We start from the raw sequence: 20695 nt of genomic DNA on the forward strand, positions 1-20695 counted from the left end.
ACGCCATGTCTTTTGATGGATTTTTTTTACATCACCTCACAAATGAATTACAAGAACAGATTGAAAAAGGACGTATCCAAAAAGTTAACCAACCTTTTGACCATGAATTGGTATTAACAATACGCAATAATCGTCGCAACTATAAACTACTCCTATCTGCTCACCCTGTATTTGGACGTATCCAAACTACCGAAGCAAATTTCCAAAATCCTCAAAATCCAAATACTTTTACAATGATCATGAGAAAGTATTTGCAAGGTGCAGTGATTGAAACCATTCAACAAATTGAAAATGACCGTATATTAGAAATCATCGTGTCTAATAAAAACGAAATCGGTGATCACATTAAAGCAACACTTGTTGTTGAAATCATGGGAAAACACAGTAACATTATCTTGATTGATAAAAATGAACATAAAATTATTGAATCAATTAAGCATGTTGGTTTCTCACAAAACTCCTATCGTACTATCCTTCCTGGTTCGACTTACATTGCCCCACCCAAAACAAAAGCAATCAATCCTTTTGATATTTCTGATCAAACTCTATTTGAGCTGCTTCAAACCAATGATCTAAGCCCTAAAAACCTCCAACAGCTCTTCCAAGGTTTAGGACGCGATACTGCGCTAGAATTATCTCACTGTTTGAAAGACAATAAACTTAACGATTTTCGTCAATTCTTTTCGAGAGAATATTATCCCAGCCTAACAGAAAAATCCTTTTCCGCTGTCCAATTCTCAAGCAGTCACGAAACATTTCAGTCTCTTGGACAATTGTTAGATTATTACTACCAAGAGAAGGCTGAAAAAGATCGCATAGCACAGCAAGCTAGTGACCTCATCCACCGTGTTCAAAGTGAGTTAGAGAAAAATATCAAAAAACTAGCTAAGCAACAAGACGAACTTCTAGCTACTGAAAATGCAGAGGAGTTTCGCCAAAAAGGAGAGCTTCTAACTACCTATCTCTCTATGGTACCAAATAATCAAGATGTCGTTGTGCTTGATAATTATTACACCAACCAAACCATTGAGATTTCACTTGATCGAGCTTTAACACCCAACCAAAATGCCCAACGCTACTTTAAAAAATATCAAAAATTAAAAGAAGCTGTAAAACATTTAAAAGGAATTATTTCAGATACGGAAAATACAATCACCTACCTTGAATCTGTTGAAACATCGCTAAATCATGCTTCTATGGAAGATATCAATGATATTCGTGAAGAACTTGTTGAAACTGGATTTATTAAGCGACGCGCACATGATAAACAACATAAGCGCAAAAAACCTGAACAATATTTAGCATCCGATGGCAAGACTATTATTATGGTGGGACGTAATAATCTCCAAAATGACGAGTTAACATTTAAAATGGCTCGTAAAGGGGAGTTGTGGTTTCATGCCAAGGATATCCCCGGAAGTCATGTGTTAATTCGGGATAACCTCAATCCAAGTGACGAGGTTAAGACAGATGCCGCCGAGTTAGCTGCTTATTACTCTAAAGCTCGTCTCTCCAATCTTGTTCAAGTAGACATGATTGAAGCAAAAAAACTCAATAAACCAAGTGGTACTAAGCCAGGTTTTGTAACTTACACTGGTCAAAAAACCTTACGAGTCACTCCCACACAAGGAAAAATAGATAGCCTTAAACTAAAAAAATAGACTGGGACATATCCCTGTCTATTTTTAGTGTTATTAATTATTTATAGGTATTCTTATTCACTTAAATCAATATCTTCTCTAAGCTTTTGTAGGTCAAAGTTAGCTTCCAAAAATTCTTGATCTTGAGTTGGGAAACATTGGTCAAGTTGGTCAACCTTCCCAATTTCAACTTTTCCTTGTGTGAGCGAGTAATCCATAACATGCCCACCGAAAGTTAAATCGTCTGAAATAAAGTGGACATGGAACCCTTTTACCCCCACACCATGAAATAATTCCGGCGTCCAAATCCCAACCAACGTACCAGATACATTCTCTCTGGTAAATTCTGGCTGATTAGATGCAATATCTGCAAAACGTTTATGTTGTAGAGATTTTGGAATCATACGAACGTGCATTCTTGAAAACGTTCCTTTGATTTTTAAAGACTTAAAGAGATTTTGACCTTCAAAGTTTTTTAGAATCATCTCTTCCAAATCCTTATTATCTGTCTCAGCATTGATATCAAATTGTTTTTGGATATAGTGTGGTAAAACCGCTGCATAGGGTACTGTCACATCATCTGATAATTGGATAATCTCTGCTTTACCATCTGTACCAATAGCTTGATAAGCTTTCCCATCCAATACAATCAATTCACCATCAATCATATGAACAGTACCGATTCCTAAGTCACCGTGAGTTAATAATTCTCCGATAGTTAGACTGCCTTTGTACAATCCTGCCATCAGTGAACTCAAGGTGCTGTATTGAAATAATTTAACTGTTTCTGACATATTAGACCTCGTCTTAGTAGAACTCGTCAGGTAAGATTGTTTCACCTAGTGTCACGTTATCTTTATAGTCGATAGGCACATCAATCAACACTGGTCCATTTTCAGCATCGATTAGAGCTTGTTTGAGTGTTTCTTCAAAACTGTCTTTGCTGTCTACACGGTAACCTTTAGCACCGAAACTTTCAGCGTATTTTACAAAATCAACTGGTCCAAAGTCAACACCTGAAGAACGCCCATACTTCATTTCTTCCTGGAATTCAACCATGTTATATTTTCCATCGTTCCAAATAATGTGAACAATTGGTAGATGAAGACGAACTGCAGTTTCTAACTCTTGAGCTGAGAATAAGAAGCCACCATCACCAGAAACTGAAATAACTTTTGTGTTGGGACGCAAAAGAGCCGCAGAAATTGCCCAAGGTAGAGCAACTCCTAATGTTTGCATTCCGTTTGAGAAGAGCAAGTGACGCGCTTCATATGATTTAAAGTAGCGAGCCATCCAAATATAATGACTCCCCACATCAACTGTAACAGTCATATCATCGGTGGTATTTTCTTGGAGTACATCAATGAGATCAAGAGGATGAACAAGTCCATGAGCTGAGTCACGATCAAATTTAACATCGCTAACATTTTCAATGTTATTACGAAGCCCTTTCAAATACTCTTTTGAACCTTCAGGCAATTCATATCCTTTAATAGCTGGTAAAAGTAAATAAAGTGTATGTGCCATGTCTCCAATCAGTTCTCGCTCGGGTTGGAAATACGTATCAATTTCTGCTTGTTCAACGTCAATAACAATAATACGAGCAGAAATTTCAGCATTCCAGTTACGCGCTTCATATTCAATAGGGTCATACCCGATAGCAATAACTAGGTCTGCACGCTTCAAAAGCATATCTCCAGGTTGATTACGGAAGAGGCCTACACGACCAAAGAATGTTTCATCCTCGAGCTCACGTGACACAATACCCGCACCTTGGAAAGTTTCTACTACTGGTAGTTTAACAGCATCAAGAAGTCGACGTACGGCAGCAGTTACTCCCTCTGAAGATGCGCCATTTCCTAATAACAGTACCGGTAAAACAGCATTGTTAATAGCTTGCGCTAAATAATTAATATCTAAAACAGATGCCGAACCCAATTTAGGTGCACTAAGAGGTTTGATTGCTTTTACTGAGACTGGACTGTCTGTAACGTCTTGAGGAATAGAGATAAAACTTGCTCCTGGTTTACCAGATTTAGCAAGACGATAGGCGTTTGCAACAGTTTCTGACAAAGTATTAGGGTCATGAACCTCAGCAGAATATTTTGTAATAGGTTCTAGCATAGCAACGTTATTCATTGATTGATGAGCACGTTTCAATAAATCTCCTCGCTTAACCTGTCCACCAATTGCAAGAACAGCATCACCTTCATCTGTCGCAGTAACTAACCCTGTTGCCAAGTTCGAGATCCCAGGTCCACTAGTTGCAATAACAACTCCTGGTTCTCCCGTAATACGCCCGACAGCCTGAGCCATAAAAGTCGCGTTCTGCTCATGACGAGCAACAATTAACTCTGGACCTTTATCTTCTAGAGTGTCAAATACGCGGTCAATCTTAGCTCCTGGGATACCAAAAACATATTTGACATCATGATTAATGAGGCTATCGACAATTAAGTCAGCCCCATATTGATTATGTGATTCTGTCATTTTATCTCCCTCTTTTCACAAGAATGGTTCAATTATATCACAGTTTTTACATCAGATTGTGAAAATTTACTTGTGAATTTTTTAATTTTTTCTGTAAGTGTTTTCCTATTTAAATGTTATTCACCCATTCTGACATCTCTATATCATCTGGAACTAATTTTAAATAAGCCTTTCCTACTTCTTGTGCCTTATCAAGGTAACCAAATTCTCTCAAAATGTAAGCATAATCTTGTAAAAATTCTGGATTATCTTTTAAATCATTATACAAAGATTGATAATAGTCTACACTATCATCCATTTCTAAAGCCTTGTGTGCTTTAGCGATATTCCATTTTGCAAGGATATTTTCTAAATCATCATTGTCTAATTCCAAGACTTCCTCAAACCGCTCTTCTTCAAGATACAAATTTGACAATCTCATAACAATTTCATCTTGGTTTTCAGAAACTTTTTCAGCTTGTTTCAAATAAGACTCCGACGAAGAAACATCATGTAATTCATACGATAATTGTGAGGCTAGTAAGAGAAGTTGACCATCAAAACTATTTTTACGAAGACCTTGCTGAACTAGACGTAAAGCTTCTTCAGATTTATGCTCCTCACGAAGAGATAAACCATAGATATATTCATAGCCATCAAAGTCTGGATTAATAGTATCCAACTGTTTAAAATAAAGGTTAGCTTTTTGATATTCTTCTTGATCATAAAGGATTGTTGCTAACTCAAAAACTGTTAAATCATCATACTCAATGTCAACGGCTTTTTCTAAAAATTCGATAGCTGCATCAAATTTCCCCATAATAGCGTAGGATTTACCAATACGCTGATAAGTTGAAACCCCAGTCGTTTCTAAGATTTCTCGATTGTCAAGTGAAGCATATCCTTCTATCGCTTCTTGATAATGTTCCAAACTAAGGTTCATTTCAGCTAAACCAAATGTAACCAATGGGTCATCGCTAAGTTTGCTGGCTAGCAAAAGCTTTTCACGCGCAACATCAGTCAAGCCTTCCATATCATATAAGTCAGCCATAACAAGGAGGGCTGAAACATACTCTTGACTGTCTTCTGAGATATAATCTAAGTATAAGAATGCTTGTTCAATATCTCCATCTTCGGCAACAATTTGAGCTAAATTGATAGCAACTTCTGGATAATTTGGTCGGATTTGATCATAGAGACGTTTTGCTTGGGGTAAAAAACCAATACTCTCCAAATAAGCTCCTAGTTCCAATAAGACTTCCTCAGGATCATTTTTCAACGCTTTTTCGAAATACTTGTTAGCATGTTCTAAATCCTGATTTTGGATAGAAACAATCATTTTTTCACTATTCAACATTTTTAACTTCTTCACTTCTTTCTTCAGTAACAACATCTACTGTATATAGCCCACTGACAGCTTTGTACCAATCAAACAATTCTTTAACAACAACTTTGATAGATGCATAAATCGGAATACTGAGGAATACTCCCCAAACACCAAACATCGCTCCAGAGGTTAATAAAATAAACATAATTGTAATTGGATGAATGCTAAGTTTATTACCTAAAACCAAGGGTGAGACAAAGCGTCCCTCTAGAGTTTGCTCAATAACAAAAACAATCGCAACTTTAACAACCATAACAGGTCCTGCGACAAGCGCTAAGATAAACACTGGAATTTGGGCGACAAAACTTCCCAAATAGGGAACCATATTTAACACACCGGCAATAATCCCTAATGTCACGCCATATCTAAGGCCTATAATACTATACATTATTGAAAAAATAATACCAACAGTAATAGCAACAATGATTTGTCCTTGCACATATCCTGACATTTGACTATTCATTTCTCGCAAAATACGATCAGTTGGTTGGCGTAGTTTGGTTGGTAAAACCATTAAGAAACCATTCTTCATGTTGCGACTATCTCTTAAAAGATAAAACAAAATAAAGGGAGCCATGATTGTTGCTACTGTCACACGTGCAACTGTACTAGCTAAATTTCCTGCCCACTCTAAAACATTCTTTGAAAATTTTTCAGCATAAGAGACCGCTTGGCTACTGATATTAGATAACATGCTCGATATTTCCCCTTTATAAGATTTTAACCAAGGGTTGTGATCTATAAACGAACTTGTTTCCATTTGCACTTTATTCACATATGAAGGGAGATCTTCCATAAAATGGCGTAATTGATTACTCATCATGGGAATAAAACTAGACATTGCCCAAATTAACAGAAGGATTATAATAGTAAAAACTGATAATATCGCTGTTACACGCTTAATTCCCCGCTTCTCTAAAAATGTAACCATAGGTTTTAATAGGTAATAAAGCAATCCAGAAATTACAAGCGGCAATATCAGCACAGCAAGAAAATCAAACACAGGTTTAAACATAAAAGAGATTTTGGTAAAAATAAAAATCGTTAAAAATACCAAAAAGGTAATCATGAGAGCAATAACTGCTTGATTATTTAAGATCCATTTAAAAAACAAACTATTTTTAAATTCTTTTTCTGATGGTCGATTCATTCACATATCCTTTCAAGATGAATTCTAATTTTAATTCTCATTTATTATAACACGTTAAATTAAATTAAACTCAAAACAAGAGTGTAAAAAGTTAATTTTGAACGATTTTATGCACAACATGACCTGGCCATTCTATCAAATCCTGTGCTAAAAAATTAGGATTACAATCAATTTTTGTTAATTCTTTTATTGGAAGCCATACAAAATGTCGCTTATGCGTTCCTTCTTTGATAGATTCTGGCGCCTGACCCAAGAGATTAACAAAATATAAAAATTCAACTGAGTGATAATGATGTCTCTTAATATTAAACTGATTCTCAACAATATAGGCTAAATCACCAACTTGGCTGTGAAGACCTATTTCCTCAAGTACTTCTCTCGCAACAGCCTTATTGCTATCTTCTCCAACTTGAAGCGCCCCACCTGGCAAATAGTATTTATCGAGATGAGGAGCATATATTAATAGCAGTTTTTGATTTTCTATGATTAAAGCAGAAACTCTGACTCCGAATGTTTCGAGCTGGTCTCTAACCCTAAAATCTCTATTTTTCATAAAAATTAACCGTCTTTTCAATTAAATTTTGGTGTTCATCATAAACAAACTTAGCAGAAAAGAAAGGAACATCTTCTAAAATCCATTTAAAAATTTCGTAATCTCCTTGCCACGTTGGCTTAGAGAGAACTTGATCATATGGTACCCATTCTAAGGTTCCTTCTCGTGATTCATCATCTGAAATTAACTCTCCTTCATAATCTGTTACTTTAAAGACATAGGTATACCAATCATGACCTGGCGTAAATTCAGGAAAAGTGATGACTCCTTTAAAATCCATTTTTTTTACTGTTAAATGGGTTTCTTCTAGAATTTCACGCTTAGCACATTCATCCGGAGTTTCACCTGCCTCCAGTTTACCGCCTACCGAGATCCACTTTCCCTCATGAACATCATTCTCTTTTTTGTTGCGGTGCAATAGAAGTAATTCCTTGCCATTGTCAATGTAACAAATTGTTGCTAATTTAGTCATTTCAAACTCCTCTCATTCTCATATTATAACAAAAAATAGCCTTTATTTAGGCAATTTACTATCAAAGTAGCACACAAATGATTAAACAAATTATTTTGTTTACCAGTTATTTACTTTTCACTTTGATGACATTTTAAAGGTTCTTTATCATAAACCTTTAAAGCATGCTATAATTAGGAAAAACCGGTTTACAATTTTAAACCCTAAGGAGTAAAAATGGAAATCAAAAAGAAACATCGTATTATGCTTTATTCAGCCCTTATTTTAGGAACAATATTGGTTAACAATAGTTACCAAGCTAAAGCTGAAGAGCTTACCAAAACTACCTCAACGTCCCAAATAAGAGATACTCAAACTAATAATATTGAAGTTCTCCAGACTGAAAGTACCACTGTCAAAGAGACTAGCACCACAACCACACAACAAGATCTGTCTAACCCCACAGCTTCAACCGCAACTGCAACAGCCACTCATAGCACAATGAAACAAGTAGTAGATAATCAAACTCAAAATAAGGAGCTGGTGAAAAACGGAGATTTTAATCAAACTAACCCTGTATCTGGAAGCTGGTCACATACAAGCGCTAGGGAATGGTCTGCTTGGATTGATAAAGAAAATACTGCTGATAAATCACCTATTATCCAACGTACCGAACAAGGCCAAGTAAGCCTATCCAGCGACAAAGGCTTTAGAGGTGCTGTAACACAAAAAGTGAACATTGATCCCACTAAAAAATATGAGGTCAAGTTTGATATTGAAACAAGTAACAAGGCTGGACAAGCTTTCCTTCGTATTATGGAGAAAAAAGACAACAATACGCGACTTTGGCTTTCTGAGATGACCAGCGGTACTACTAACAAACATACCTTAACAAAGATATATAACCCAAAGTTAAATGTCTCCGAGGTGACACTTGAACTTTATTATGAAAAAGGAACTGGTTCTGCTACTTTTGATAATATATCAATGAAAGCAAAAGGCCCTAAAGACTCAGAGCATCCACAACCCGTCACAACACAAATTGAAGAAAGCGTTAATACGGCTTTAAACAAAAATTACGTTTTTAATAAAGCTGACTACCAATACACTCTAACCAATCCGTCTCTCGGGAAAATTGTTGGTGGAATATTGTATCCAAACGCTACTGGTTCAACAACTGTTAAAATATCTGATAAATCTGGTAAAATAATTAAAGAAGTACCGTTATCAGTTACAGCTTCAACAGAAGATAAGTTTACAAAACTCCTCGACAAATGGAACGACGTGACTATTGGTAATCATGTTTACGATACTAATGATTCGAACATGCAAAAGATTAATCAGAAATTAGATGAAACTAACGCCAAAAACATCAAAACTATCAAACTGGATTCTAATCACACTTTCCTTTGGAAAGATTTAGATAATCTCAATAATTCAGCACAGTTAACCGCTACTTATCGTCGTTTGGAAGATTTAGCTAAACAAATCACCAATCCCCACTCTACTATTTACAAAAATGAAAAAGCTATTCGTACTGTAAAAGAGAGTCTGGCTTGGCTTCATCAAAACTTCTACAATGTTAATAAAGATATAGAAGGCTCTGCCAATTGGTGGGATTTTGAAATCGGTGTCCCTCGCTCAATTACAGCTACCCTAGCTCTCATGAATAACTACTTCACTGACGCTGAAATAAAAACTTATACCGACCCAATTGAACACTTTGTTCCTGATGCAGGATATTTCCGTAAAACGCTTGACAATCCATTTAAAGCCCTTGGTGGTAATCTAGTCGATATGGGGCGCGTTAAAATCATTGAAGGTTTACTTCGTAAAGACAATACTATTATCGAAAAAACTTCTCATTCTCTAAAAAATCTTTTTACTACTGCTACTAAAGCTGAAGGTTTCTATGCTGACGGTTCTTACATCGACCATACAAATGTTGCTTATACTGGCGCCTATGGTAATGTTCTGATAGATGGTTTGACACAATTGCTGCCTATCATTCAAGAAACTGACTATAAAATCTCTAATCAAGAACTTGATATGGTTTATAAATGGATTAATCAATCATTTTTACCTTTAATTGTAAAAGGTGAGTTAATGGATATGAGTCGTGGACGCTCAATTAGTAGAGAGGCAGCTTCTTCGCATGCGGCTGCAGTTGAAGTTCTCAGAGGTTTCCTCAGATTGGCTAACATGTCTAATGAAGAGCGAAACTTAGACCTCAAATCAACTATTAAAACGATTATCACTTCAAATAAATTCTACAATGTCTTCAATAACCTCAAATCGTATTCCGATATTGCCAACATGAATAAGATGCTTAATGACAGTACAGTCGCTACTAAACCTTTAAAAAGTAATTTATCAACCTTTAATAGCATGGACCGCTTAGCTTATTATAATGCCGAGAAAGACTTTGGTTTCGCGCTTTCATTACATTCTAAACGTACCCTCAACTATGAAGGAATGAATGATGAAAATACACGTGGTTGGTATACCGGAGATGGTATGTTCTATCTTTATAATAGTGATCAATCTCATTATAGTAATCATTTTTGGCCAACCGTCAATCCTTATAAAATGGCTGGAACAACTGAAAAAGATGCTAAGCGTGAAGATACCACTAAGGAATTCATGAGCAAACATAGCAAAGACGCTAAAGAAAAAACCGGTCAAGTTACAGGAACATCTGACTTTGTTGGTTCCGTCAAACTTAATGATCACTTTGCTCTTGCCGCTATGGATTTTACTAACTGGGATCGCACCTTAACAGCACAAAAAGGTTGGGTTATCTTAAATGATAAGATTGTCTTTTTAGGTAGCAACATCAAGAATACTAACGGCATTGGAAATGTTTCTACAACAATTGATCAACGAAAAGACGATTCTAAAACACCTTATACTACATACGTCAATGGAAAAACTATTGATTTAAAACAAGCAAGTTCTCAACAATTTACAGATACAAAAAGTGTCTTTTTAGAATCAAAAGAACCTGGTCGCAATATTGGTTATATCTTCTTTAAAAATAGCACTATTGATATTGAACGCAAAGAGCAAACAGGTACTTGGAACAGCATTAATCGTACTTCTAAAAATACCTCAATCGTTAGCAATCCTTTTATCACTATAAGCCAAAAGCATGACAACAAAGGTGATAGCTATGGTTACATGATGGTTCCAAACATTGATCGCACAAGTTTTGATAAATTAGCCAACAGCAAAGAAGTAGAATTACTAGAAAATAGTTCAAAACAACAAGTTATCTATGATAAAAACAGTCAAACTTGGGCTGTTATCAAACACGATAATCAAGAGAGTCTCATTAACAATCAATTCAAAATGAATAAAGCGGGACTTTACCTAGTACAAAAAGTTGGTAATGACTATCAAAATGTCTATTACCAACCTCAAACCATGACAAAAACAGACCAATTAGCTATCTAACTAGCCGTACATAAAAAACCTATCATCAAAATGATAGGTTTTTTGGTTCAATTACTTAATGACTTCTTGAGTTTTAGCATACTTGGCTTCTACAGCATCTTTTTCTGCTTTCCACCATGTCTCATTTTCTGTATACCATTTAATAGTTTCTTCCAAACCTTCTGAAAAGTTTGTAAATTGTGGTTCCCAGCCGAGTTCTTCACGCAATTTTGTAGAATCGATAGCGTAACGAAGATCATGACCAGCACGGTCAGTTACGTGATCGTAAGCGTCTTTTGGTTGACCCATTTTCTCAAGGATAAGTTCAAGAACCTCCTTGTTGTTTTTCTCACCGTCGGCACCAATAAGGTATGTTTCACCAATACGACCCTTAGTCAAAATAGCCCAGACACCTGTTGAATGGTCATTTGTGTGGATCCAGTCACGGACGTTTTTACCTTCACCATAAAGTTTTGGTTTGATTCCTGCCAAGATATTTGTAATTTGACGTGGAATGAATTTTTCGATGTGTTGGTATGGTCCATAGTTATTTGAACAGTTCGAAATGGTCGCTTTTACGCCGAAGGAACGTACCCATGCCTTAACGATAAGGTCAGAAGCTGCCTTAGTTGATGAGTAAGGTGATGATGGATTGTATTTTGTTTCAGCAGTGAATTTTTCACCTGGTCCTTCACCATTTCCTGGAAGGTCTTCACGAAGTGGAAGATCTCCATAAACTTCATCAGTTGACACGTGGTGGAAACGGATATCGTATTTACGAGCTGCTTCAAGCAAAGTGTAAGTTCCGATAAAGTTTGTATGGATAAATGGACTTGGATCTTCCAATGAGTTATCGTTGTGACTCTCAGCCGCATAGTGAACAATAGCATCCGCTTTGGCAGCCAATTTGTCTACCAATTCAGCGTCAGCGATGTCACCAACAACTAACTCAACACGATCACCAAGAATGGCTTCAATGTTAGCACGGTTACCTGCATATGTCAATTTATCAAGGACAGTTACATGAACATATGGGTGGTTATTGTAAACATAGTGTACAAAGTTTGATCCGATGAAACCAGCTCCACCAGTTACGATAATGTTTTTAAATTCAGTCATTTTTTCTCCGAAAAATTTTTTCTTTTTGCTGTTTGAAGGATACTGTTCTGTTAGAAGTAGTTCTATGGAATGTCATGCCTAAGAAATCAATATTTCAAATCCCTGAGGGAACAGGCCTTTTGCATGTTTCCTTTCACCCTTGCGTCAAACAACATTGCTAATTCGTTTTTACTTGCTAAGGTTAATGCCTTTTAAGAAGTTGAAAATTACAAATCTTCCTTATTCAAAGGTTTTACATCTTTGAGAAGTGGGTGATTCTTATCTGCTTCTGAGACTTCTGCTTCTTCAAGGTTTTCCCACTGAATGCCTAGATTTGGATCTGCATAGTTAACGAAAGCATATTTTGGTTTGAGTTCAAGTGCCCAATAATCGTTAACGAGATAAGTATAAGCTGCTTTATCTGAAAGAACTTGGAAACCATTAGCAACGCCGCGTGGAACAAAGATACCTTTTGAGGCATCGATAATCGTTTGGTAAACGTTACCAAAACTGTCACCTTCACGGAGGTCAACCCAAGTACCGATCACACGTCCTTCATCAGCGATCGAAACATATTTATCCCAAGGCTCTGCATGGAGACCTCGCAATGTATTTTTTTTGTTAAACGAAATATTATTTTGTAGTTTGTCTGCCTCAAAGAAGCTTTCTGGGAAACCAAGCGGTATCATTTTTTCTTTTTGAAAGTTCTCTTTGAACCATCCACGGTTGTCTCCACGAACGGTAATATCGAATTCCAACAATCCAGGAATGGCTTCAATTGGGCGACAAGTTAATTCTTTATCAAAAAATTGTTCAGTCATTAGGCTTCTCCAATCAAACGAAGTAGGTATTGACCATACTCATTTTTCTTAAGTGGTTGTGCCAACTCAAGGACTTGTTCACGAGTGATGTAGCCCATGCGGTAAGCAATTTCCTCAAGGTTAGCAACTTGAACGTTTTGCATGCGTTGTACTGTTTCAATATATTGTGCTGCTTCAAGAAGACTTTCGTGAGTTCCAGTGTCTAACCACGCAAATCCACGTCCCATTAACTCAACTGATAAATCACCTCTATCAAGGTAGGCTTTGTTAACATCAGTAATTTCAAGTTCTCCACGAGGACTTGGCTTAATATTTTTAGCTATTTCAACCACATCGTTATCATAGAAATAAAGACCTGTGACAGCATAATTAGACTTAGGTTGCGCTGGTTTTTCTTCAATAGAAATGGCATTCATATCAGTATCAAACTCGACAACACCAAAACGTTCTGGATCTTTTACTTGATAGCCAAAGACGGTTGCTCCACTTTCTTTACTAGCTGCACGTTGTAGCATTGCAGATAAACCTGGTCCATGGTAAATATTATCACCTAATACTAAGGCAACGTGATCATCGCCAATAAATTCTTCACCGATAATGAAGGCCTGTGCTAACCCATCTGGGCTTGGTTGTTCAGCATAAGAAAGAGAGATTCCTAGTTCTGAACCATCTCCAAGCATATCTTCAAAGCGAGGCAAATCTTGTGGAGTAGAAATAATCAGTATTTCTTTTATTCCTGCCAACATCAAAACTGACAATGGATAATAAATCATTGGTTTATCATAAATTGGCATCAATTGTTTTGATGCAGCACGAGTTAATGGGTACAAGCGAGTACCTGAACCTCCCGCTAAAATAATACCTTTCATAGTAAGGTCTCCTTATTTATATTAATCCTACATATTATAACACTTTTTTTAAACGCTATCATCTACTAATCTTTTTCACGTATTTCGTAATATCGTAATCCTCTAAATTTAGCTGATTTTCTTTATTTAAGATTAATTGACATAATTCATAACCAATTAATGGGCCCACTGTTAAGCCAGTTGATCCTAATCCACTTGCAGCATATGCACCCTCCATACAAGGGACAGGGCCAAAAAATGGAGAAAAATCACTTGTATAGGCACGAATTCCAACACGTTCAGAAGTCGTATCTGCTTTTTTTAATTGCGGAAAATAGCCAATAGCTTGCTCTTCAAACTTGTCTAAGACTTTAAAATCAATGTTTAAATCAAAAGCCATATCATTTTCGTGACTTGCACCTACAGAGACTTTACCATTATCAAATGGGATAATATCTAGCTCGCCTTCTGGCATTACAACAGGATATTTTCCTGTATTAATATTGCTAAAATAATAGTCTCGCAATTGCCCTTTTTGAGGGCGAATATCTACCTGATAGTTGTGCTCATCTAATATCTTAGCTAGCCAGGCTCCACTCGCTAAAACAAGTTTATCAAAATCAATTCCTTGAACACGAAAGCCATTATCAGTTATCGTAAAGTGAACTTCATCCTTGATGACATTAACACCACTTGCTTCTAACAATATTCGTGTTAAGTCCGCCCCTTCTACTCGCGCTCCTCCACTCGCATAAAGTAACTGTTCATAGCCATCTAACTCAGGAAAGTGAGTATTTGCTTCACTTTTATTTAGTATTTGTAAATCACCTATTAGAGGAGATTCTAGTCGACGTTTATCTGCTAGTGCAAACAATGACTCTAACTGACTCTCGTCCTTTTTTAATAAGAAAACACCAGTTTGCTGATAAAATTTTGTTTCAAAACCATCTTTTTGTAAATCCGTGACTAGCTTTGAATAAAAATCAGCCCCCAACCTCGCCATGCGATACCAGGCTTTATTACGACGTTTTGAAAACCATGGGCTAATAATCCCCGCAGCAGCCTTAGTTGCTTGTCCAACTCCATAATCAAAAACAGTAACCTGAATATCCTTTTCTTTTGATAAGTAATAGGCTAGTGTCGCTCCGACTGCTCCTGCACCAATAATTGCTATCTTTTTCATAATAGCTCCTACATATGGTAAAAGGGATTTGTTGGAGCTTTACTCTCTAAAACTGAAATATCCCAGCCTTTTTCAAGTTTCCACTGCTCAATCATAGTAGCTATTTTAGAAACAAATAAAACCTCAATATGATGGCCTGGGTCAATCGCAAGCAAACCATTTGTGATCATTTCTTGTGCAGTATGATAATAAATATCTCCCGTTACAAAAACATCTGCTCCTTTTGCAATAGCTTCTTTGTAGAAACTTTGCCCACTACCCCCACAAATAGCAACTCGTTGAATTTCAGGATTAGATTTATCATATGAAACTAAACGAACGCTATCTAAACCAAACACATCTTTAATTTTCCATGCAAAAAATTCAAAACTCTGGGGTCTAACATCACCAATGCGACCAATACCATAACCATTACTTGTCTCAGATAATATATCGGGATATTGAATATCTAATAATTCACAAAACCAGTCGTTAAGTCCATTAGGAACGATATCTATATTAGTATGGCTCACATAAACAGCAATGTCTGATTTAAGAAGGTCTATATAAATCTTATTTTGCGGTGTTGCTACCAAATCCTTTAATGGACGAAAAATAGGAGCATGCTTTACAATAAGAAGATCTACTTGACGTTCAATTGCTTCAGCTACTGTAGTCTCTCGAACATCTAAAGCTACCATGACTGTCTTTATTTCTTTATCTAAAGATCCAATTTGAAGACCTGAAATATCTCCTTCCATAGATAATTCCTGTGGACAATAAGTTTCATATACATCAATAAGTTCTCTAGCTTTCATCAAGAACCTCCTTTATATCCTGTATTTTATCTTCCAAAATAGCACGTTCTTCCATTTTACTATTGGGAATAGAGTTTAAAGCAAAAGTTAATTTATTAAGCTCATTTTGCCATTTTTCTTTAAAAACTGTTGTGTTATTGGATAATAAAAATGGACCAAATCGCAATTCTTTAGCAGTTAAATTCATATGACCATGCTTAACAACTAAAATTTCATAGCATTTGTCATTTTCAGTCAAGATATCTTCTGCTACTATTTCAAAATCATTTGCAGCTAACCATTTTCTTAAATCATCTTCCCGATTATTAGGTTGTAAGACTAGTGTTTTAACGTGCTGAAGTTTGTCTATATCGTTATTCAAAATATCAGCAATCAAACGACCACCCATTCCACAGATAGCTATCGTATCAATATTATCTGCTTCTTCAAAAGCTGACAAACCATTTGCTAAGCGAACATCTATCTTTGAAGTGAGACCATGTTCTGAAACGTTTTTCAACGCAGACTGATACGGTCCATTCACCACTTCACCAGCAATGGCAAAATCACAGTATCCCATCTGCAACAAAAAAATAGGTAAGTAAGCATGATCACTTCCTACATCTAATAACCGAGCTCCTTTTGGAACATAGTTTGCAACTTTTTGTAATCGTTTTGATAATTGTAAATCCATTGTATTTCCTTCAGTTTTTCTCTGTTAAAAGTATAACATCATTAACATCAAAAGAAAAGGAACAGACCTAATGTATCAACCATTCTGTCTCCTCCTAGTAAACTTATTCCCATAAATTCATTGCATTTTTAAAATCATCCGAAATCGCTAAATCTTTCATTTGGTTATCTTCACGTGCTTGTTTTCTCTCTTCAATTTGTCGAAGTGTCGTCAATCCTTCACGCCGCCAGTTGCGAAGGATAGCATTGATATAATTCCAACTTGTTTTCCCATTGAAAACCGCTTCTCTAAGAGCTGCCCTAACAATATCAGGATCTGTCTGATCTTCTTGCAGTGTCTTTTGTAAATCTTCTAATTCAAAAGGACTTAATAAGCGACCTAATTCACGTTCGAAGTCTCCTACTAAATCTTTCAGACGATTCGAATCAGCGGTTTTATTGTCTATTATTACTTGATTATCCTCTTCGAAAAGTTTATCTAATTTAGCAAACACAGGGCTTGTATCAAAGATAATCTCGATTTCGTGATTCAACTCAATTGTTTTGACATCTAGTAAACCTTGACTTGTTAAATTCGATATAGAACGATTGATATCTGCCACTGTTTTATCAAGTGATGTCGCAATACGGCTCGGTGTTAGATCGGATAAATTAGTTGTATTTTGTAAATAGAAAAATTGCCAAACTAAAAAATCGTCTGCTGTCTTAAAAATAGATTTAAAGTGAAAAAATAAAGCACTTGGTAGAGTCAATTGCCCTGACTGATATTGTTCCAAATAAGTCATAACCTTTCAAATCCTCTCTATCGTCCTAAAATTATGAAATGTGTAACAAAAAGCACCTCTCAACTATTATCATAGCACTTAGAGGCGCCCTTATCATTCATCTATCTTGAATAGGCCTTATCCTGGAAAGTTCATCAATACCTTAGTATCATAACCTTCAATAGCTTTACGACCATTTAATCCATCAAGTTCAACTAGGAAAGCACAGCCTGCGACAACGCCACCAAGTTTTTCAATCATTTCAATTGTCGCTTTTACTGTTCCACCAGTAGCTAAAAGGTCATCAACAATTAAAACACGTTGACCTGGTTTAATAGCATCTGCGTGCATTGTCAATGTATCAAGACCATATTCTTTTTCATAGTCAGCTGAAATAACTTCGCGTGGTAATTTACCTGGTTTACGGACTGGAGCAAAACCAATACCAAGAGCATAAGCAACTGGGCAACCAACAATAAAGCCACGAGCTTCTGGTCCAACAATCATATCAATATCTTTATCAGCAGCATATTGTACAATTTCACGAACAGCATAGCTGTATGCTTTACCATCAGCCATTAATGGGGAGATATCACGGAAAGTAATTCCTTCTTGAGGATAGTTTTCAATTGAAGCGATGTAATTATTTAAATCCATTTCACTTGTCTTTCTAAGGGGAAACCCCTAAAATGTTTTACTCTTCATTATATCATAAAATTAAATAAAATAGTACTGGAAACTTTAAAACCATATGCTAGTTTTGCATATGGTTTTAAAAATTAGGCATCTGTTACCTTGACAAAAGGTTCTCCAATATCAATTCTATCCTCACTATAATAGCTCTGTTCTTTCCAAAGTTGTGAAATTGGATACCAACCAGACAAGGACGGTGTGTAAGGGTCAGAGACATGTGTCAGTCCGTTATTATATCCTTTGAGAACGATTTCATGACTTCCATGAAGAACAAAAACATTATTTTGTACTGCCGCTAGGACATGATAACCATCCTTCAACGCTTGTACAAGGTTAGCTTGAGTTCCTAATGCAGTTGCTGTTACACCCCATTCTTTGGCTGCTTTTAAGATTCCTCTAGAAGTTGTTCCTTGAACACCACGATTAAATTCAACTGTCTTATGGTAAAGGTAATCTGCAATTTGCGTTGGTAAAACAGTTTCTCCTTTCAAAGAAGACAAAATCATAGCTAGAGAAGTTGGTACACAACCAGTTTCTCCTAAAGTTGCCATACCATATCTTCGACTTGCCCACCTTCCATCACGTTGGCTAAAGTAAGGAGTATTATAATTTGAATGTGCGACTTGTAGAGAAGTTTTTACCAATAATTGTTTTTGATTAGAAGCATTTTCCTGATAAACATGGATAAAGTATTTACCATTGTCTCTATGATTTGTAACATTAAATGTCAATCTAGCTTCATGATTTTTGGGTGTGACGGTATACCACTTAAGGTCATCCTGATTGTTTTTATCTGACCAAATAGCAATTTTTAAATTCCCAGGACTAATAACATTTGTCACTCGTACATTATAGTTTCCAGTTCCCTTATAGGTCGTTTGGACAGTTATAGGTATTTTAGCAGTCTCAACTAATTTAATTTCGATTGCTTCAATTCGTTTTCCTTGGTTAGTACTACCAGCGATGTCATTGTTATAAGTCCAATCCTGCCAACCATAATCTTGCATGTGAACTCGATACATCACACTATAGGTTTTCGATAGCAGACCTGTCAATCGCATCTGAATAGCTTCTACTTGTTGAGATTCATTTGGTACATTACTTTCTCTCCCTGAATTAACAACAGTTTGCCAACCTGAACCATTAAGAAAAGTTCTATATTCTATATTTCCTAGAGCTGTACTACCTAAGTTAAGTTTGATGGCTTTTATAGATTTTGAAAGTCCAATACTACCTCCTAATTGGCCTTCCAAAACCGTTGGTTTCCAACCATCTTTTTGAAGATAAGTTTGATAACTTAATCCAGGATGCTTCATTTCTAAGAATGAATGATTTGTTTGGGAACTAAAATCTGAAGCTTTAGCTACTAGTTTTACTTCCAAAGCCTCTAAACGTTTCGATTCTCCGACTGTACCTGCTACACTATTATTTTTTTGCCAAGCCATCCAACCTTTATCTTGGACGTGAGCGCGATAATAAATATCATAATTTTGTTTTAAATTCCCACTTAAGTCCAATTGAATAGCTTCTAGTCTTTTTCCTTGATAATCCTTACTTGTTTGACTACCTAAAATTTCTCCCCAACCTTTATCTTGTACATGAGTACGATAGAGAATGTCCCCATACTTCAAGGTGCTAAGAGTGAATTTTACTCCATCTAGGGCTTTGGATTCTCCTAAAGTTCCCGCCATTTGTCCTTCAAGTTTATTAGATTGCCAACCATTTTGGCCTACCTTAACCTGATAATTTAAGACAGGTCTCTCTTCCTTAAGTATAGTTGGTGTTAAAACAGATTGTCCTTTAAGGGTAAACTTTACTTCGTAAGCTTCAAGGCGCTTTGACATTCCCAAAGTCCCAGCGTAAGCTCCATTTTTAGCCCAAGCCATCCACCCGATATCTTGAACATGAACACGATAATAGACATCATATAATTTTTGTAAATTATCAGTAAGGTTAATGCTTAGTGCTTCAATAGGTCTACTCTGACCAACAGTACCACTAACTTGACCACTCTCTACTGAAGGTTGCCAACCTTGTCCTTTAACATAAGTTTTATAGCTAAGTTTTCCTGTTATTCCTTCAGGGGCTTTAATAGACAATTTTATTGCCTCAACCTGCTTTTCCTGTCCTACTGTTCCTGAAACTGTTGCATTATCAACCGACTTTTGCCATCCAATATCTTGAACATGAGCAGAGTAAGTCACTTTTGGTAATTGCTTTGTTGAATTTTGTTGAGTAATAACTTCACTATCATTAGCTACTTGATTAACATTAGAATTTGTTTGATTTGCTGAGTGCTCAGCAGTACTAGCTTTTACAACAACTTTTGAACTAGCATCAAAGGTTTTGACTGGGGTAGCTGCTATCTCTCTAGGATTAGATGAAACAGATGTAGCAAAGCCTGTTTTTATTAAAGGCTCTGCACTATTTTTCATAGCCTCCGAGGAATTAACAGGTAACGTTAACTTGGAAGTATCCGAAATAGTCTGACTGCTATCAGTTTTCTCTGAGATCGTTGAAGTTGCTGCTTCTGCCTGTTCTGCCTTGACATCTTGACCAAGAATTGCACTACCACCTAAAATAGTAACGATACCTGCAATGACCAAAAATTTACCTTTTTTGTACATCTTTTTTCTAACGATAGGTCTCATAGATTTTATCCTCACCTTTAATATTCTTTATCAAAAATTCCATTATTTTCTTAATTTTATTATATTTTAATAAAATTTGCAAT

The 20695-nt window shown here is 36.1% G+C and carries 17 protein-coding genes; 2 read left to right on the forward strand and 15 right to left on the reverse strand.

The window, feature by feature from the left end:
* The first annotated feature begins 5 nt into the window (after positions 1-5).
* Positions 6-1661, forward strand: a complete 1656-nt coding sequence (locus tag EGX96_RS00330; RefSeq protein WP_000006720.1) for an Rqc2 family fibronectin-binding protein — start codon at positions 6-8, stop codon at positions 1659-1661.
* Between the two features lie 53 nt (positions 1662-1714).
* Here EGX96_RS00330 and budA read toward each other — a convergent pair whose 3' ends face one another.
* From budA to EGX96_RS00360, 6 genes are all read right to left on the reverse strand, one after another.
* Positions 1715-2434, reverse strand: coding sequence for an acetolactate decarboxylase (gene budA, locus EGX96_RS00335; protein ID WP_000005482.1), 720 nt, complete (start codon positions 2432-2434; stop codon positions 1715-1717).
* Between the two features lie 13 nt (positions 2435-2447).
* Positions 2448-4130, reverse strand: coding sequence for an acetolactate synthase AlsS (alsS, locus tag EGX96_RS00340; RefSeq protein WP_000140346.1), 1683 nt, complete (start codon positions 4128-4130; stop codon positions 2448-2450).
* Between the two features lie 109 nt (positions 4131-4239).
* On the reverse strand, positions 4240-5466 hold the full coding sequence (locus tag EGX96_RS00345) for a tetratricopeptide repeat protein (RefSeq protein WP_000934876.1): 1227 nt from the start codon (positions 5464-5466) through the stop codon (positions 4240-4242).
* The gene (locus tag EGX96_RS00350; protein WP_001081540.1) at positions 5456-6646 is read right to left on the reverse strand and encodes an AI-2E family transporter; all 1191 of its coding nucleotides are present in this window, start codon (positions 6644-6646) and stop codon (positions 5456-5458) included. The genes EGX96_RS00345 and EGX96_RS00350 overlap by 11 nt, the downstream gene beginning before the upstream one ends.
* 91 nt (positions 6647-6737) lie before the next feature.
* Positions 6738-7199 carry an NUDIX hydrolase gene (locus tag EGX96_RS00355; RefSeq protein ID WP_000796045.1) on the reverse strand — a complete coding sequence of 154 codons (462 nt, stop codon included), beginning with the start codon at positions 7197-7199 and terminating at the stop codon, positions 6738-6740.
* The gene (locus tag EGX96_RS00360) at positions 7189-7671 is read right to left on the reverse strand and encodes an NUDIX hydrolase (RefSeq protein ID WP_000163512.1); all 483 of its coding nucleotides are present in this window, start codon (positions 7669-7671) and stop codon (positions 7189-7191) included. The genes EGX96_RS00355 and EGX96_RS00360 overlap by 11 nt, the downstream gene beginning before the upstream one ends.
* A 216-nt stretch (positions 7672-7887) precedes the next feature.
* Between EGX96_RS00360 and hylB the strand changes: the two genes are divergently transcribed.
* Positions 7888-11106: a hyaluronate lyase gene (gene hylB, locus EGX96_RS00365; protein WP_000403401.1), complete on the forward strand. Its 3219-nt coding sequence runs from the start codon at positions 7888-7890 to the stop codon at positions 11104-11106.
* Positions 11107-11157: 51 nt separating this feature from the next.
* Here the strand turns inward: hylB and rfbB are convergent, their stop codons facing one another.
* The 9 genes from rfbB to EGX96_RS00410 form a co-directional block, all read right to left on the reverse strand.
* Entirely contained in the window at positions 11158-12204 is a 1047-nt protein-coding gene (gene rfbB, locus EGX96_RS00370; protein ID WP_000134282.1) for a dTDP-glucose 4,6-dehydratase, read from the reverse strand.
* A gap of 206 nt (positions 12205-12410) precedes the next feature.
* Positions 12411-13004 (reverse strand): dTDP-4-dehydrorhamnose 3,5-epimerase family protein, encoded by a 594-nt coding sequence (locus EGX96_RS00375; RefSeq protein WP_000139164.1) that lies wholly within the window; start codon positions 13002-13004, stop codon positions 12411-12413.
* On the reverse strand, positions 13004-13873 hold the full coding sequence (rfbA, locus tag EGX96_RS00380) for a glucose-1-phosphate thymidylyltransferase RfbA (RefSeq protein ID WP_000676114.1): 870 nt from the start codon (positions 13871-13873) through the stop codon (positions 13004-13006). Before rfbA ends, EGX96_RS00375 begins: the two co-directional genes overlap by 1 nt.
* Positions 13874-13931: 58 nt before the next feature.
* Entirely contained in the window at positions 13932-15035 is a 1104-nt protein-coding gene (locus EGX96_RS00385; protein ID WP_000716829.1) for an NAD(P)/FAD-dependent oxidoreductase, read from the reverse strand.
* A gap of 8 nt (positions 15036-15043) precedes the next feature.
* A complete protein-coding gene (locus EGX96_RS00390) occupies positions 15044-15832 on the reverse strand; it encodes a Nif3-like dinuclear metal center hexameric protein (protein WP_000647415.1) in 789 nt (262 codons plus the stop codon).
* The gene (locus tag EGX96_RS00395; protein ID WP_000365673.1) at positions 15822-16505 is read right to left on the reverse strand and encodes a tRNA (adenine(22)-N(1))-methyltransferase; all 684 of its coding nucleotides are present in this window, start codon (positions 16503-16505) and stop codon (positions 15822-15824) included. The genes EGX96_RS00390 and EGX96_RS00395 overlap by 11 nt, the downstream gene beginning before the upstream one ends.
* 103 nt (positions 16506-16608) lie before the next feature.
* The gene (locus EGX96_RS00400; RefSeq protein WP_000221656.1) at positions 16609-17289 is read right to left on the reverse strand and encodes a DnaD domain-containing protein; all 681 of its coding nucleotides are present in this window, start codon (positions 17287-17289) and stop codon (positions 16609-16611) included.
* Between the two features lie 117 nt (positions 17290-17406).
* Positions 17407-17925, reverse strand: a complete 519-nt coding sequence (locus tag EGX96_RS00405; protein ID WP_000365343.1) for an adenine phosphoribosyltransferase — start codon at positions 17923-17925, stop codon at positions 17407-17409.
* A 122-nt stretch (positions 17926-18047) separates the two neighbouring features.
* A complete protein-coding gene (locus tag EGX96_RS00410) occupies positions 18048-20612 on the reverse strand; it encodes a GBS Bsp-like repeat-containing protein (RefSeq protein WP_001247505.1) in 2565 nt (854 codons plus the stop codon).
* Between the last annotated feature and the right edge of the window lie 83 nt (positions 20613-20695).

Source organism: Streptococcus sp. FDAARGOS_520 (assembly GCF_003812685.1).
GTDB classification, from domain to species: domain Bacteria; phylum Bacillota; class Bacilli; order Lactobacillales; family Streptococcaceae; genus Streptococcus; species Streptococcus agalactiae.

What these genes read in the sequence shown, in the direction of transcription:
- budA (WP_000005482.1), bottom strand. Translation starts at nt 2,434, where the DNA reads ATGTCAGAAACAGTTAAATTATTTCAATACAGCACCTTGAGTTCACTG.
- EGX96_RS00345 (WP_000934876.1), bottom strand. Translation starts at nt 5,466, where the DNA reads ATGTTGAATAGTGAAAAAATGATTGTTTCTATCCAAAATCAGGATTTA.
- EGX96_RS00350 (WP_001081540.1), bottom strand. Translation starts at nt 6,646, where the DNA reads ATGAATCGACCATCAGAAAAAGAATTTAAAAATAGTTTGTTTTTTAAA.
- EGX96_RS00410 (WP_001247505.1), bottom strand. Translation starts at nt 20,612, where the DNA reads ATGAGACCTATCGTTAGAAAAAAGATGTACAAAAAAGGTAAATTTTTG.
- rfbA (WP_000676114.1), bottom strand. Translation starts at nt 13,873, where the DNA reads ATGAAAGGTATTATTTTAGCGGGAGGTTCAGGTACTCGCTTGTACCCA.
- EGX96_RS00330 (WP_000006720.1), top strand. Translation starts at nt 6, where the DNA reads ATGTCTTTTGATGGATTTTTTTTACATCACCTCACAAATGAATTACAA.
- EGX96_RS00355 (WP_000796045.1), bottom strand. Translation starts at nt 7,199, where the DNA reads ATGAAAAATAGAGATTTTAGGGTTAGAGACCAGCTCGAAACATTCGGA.
- EGX96_RS00395 (WP_000365673.1), bottom strand. Translation starts at nt 16,505, where the DNA reads ATGGATTTACAATTATCAAAACGATTACAAAAAGTTGCAAACTATGTT.
- EGX96_RS00390 (WP_000647415.1), bottom strand. Translation starts at nt 15,832, where the DNA reads ATGAAAGCTAGAGAACTTATTGATGTATATGAAACTTATTGTCCACAG.
- EGX96_RS00385 (WP_000716829.1), bottom strand. Translation starts at nt 15,035, where the DNA reads ATGAAAAAGATAGCAATTATTGGTGCAGGAGCAGTCGGAGCGACACTA.
- EGX96_RS00400 (WP_000221656.1), bottom strand. Translation starts at nt 17,289, where the DNA reads ATGACTTATTTGGAACAATATCAGTCAGGGCAATTGACTCTACCAAGT.
- hylB (WP_000403401.1), top strand. Translation starts at nt 7,888, where the DNA reads ATGGAAATCAAAAAGAAACATCGTATTATGCTTTATTCAGCCCTTATT.
- rfbB (WP_000134282.1), bottom strand. Translation starts at nt 12,204, where the DNA reads ATGACTGAATTTAAAAACATTATCGTAACTGGTGGAGCTGGTTTCATC.
- EGX96_RS00360 (WP_000163512.1), bottom strand. Translation starts at nt 7,671, where the DNA reads ATGACTAAATTAGCAACAATTTGTTACATTGACAATGGCAAGGAATTA.
- EGX96_RS00405 (WP_000365343.1), bottom strand. Translation starts at nt 17,925, where the DNA reads ATGGATTTAAATAATTACATCGCTTCAATTGAAAACTATCCTCAAGAA.
- alsS (WP_000140346.1), bottom strand. Translation starts at nt 4,130, where the DNA reads ATGACAGAATCACATAATCAATATGGGGCTGACTTAATTGTCGATAGC.
- EGX96_RS00375 (WP_000139164.1), bottom strand. Translation starts at nt 13,004, where the DNA reads ATGACTGAACAATTTTTTGATAAAGAATTAACTTGTCGCCCAATTGAA.